Source organism: Bacillus sp. AC266 (genome assembly GCF_979253805.1).
Window position 1 is genome coordinate 1 of the sequence record NZ_CEEDEC010000036.1, and the last position, 313, is coordinate 313.

Below are 313 nucleotides of genomic sequence, written 5' to 3' on the forward strand. Positions count from 1 at the left end.
GATTAGCTCAGCTGGGAGAGCACCTGCCTTACAAGCAGGGGGTCGGCGGTTCGATCCCGTCATCCTCCACCATATATTTTTAAATGTCGGAGGGGTAGCGAAGTGGCTAAACGCGGCGGACTGTAAATCCGCTCCTTTGGGTTCGGCAGTTCGAATCTGCCCCCCTCCACCATTTTCTTTAAAATAACCTGAGAGGGTTTATTTTTTTGAAAAGATAACCATACTAGTAAATATTAATGGGCTATAGCCAAGCGGTAAGGCAACGGACTTTGACTCCGTCATGCGCTGGTTCGAATCCAGCTAGCCCAGCCAT

General features: G+C 49.2%; 2 tRNA genes. Both read left to right on the forward strand.

Annotation, left to right across the window (positions count from 1 at the left end):
* Nucleotides 1–88 precede the first annotated feature (88 nt).
* Nucleotides 89–172 (forward strand) — tRNA-Tyr (locus AC0IXC_RS29160).
* A 65-nt stretch (nucleotides 173–237) separates the two neighbouring features.
* Nucleotides 238–312, forward strand: a tRNA-Gln gene (locus AC0IXC_RS29165).
* Nucleotide 313 lies beyond the last annotated feature (1 nt).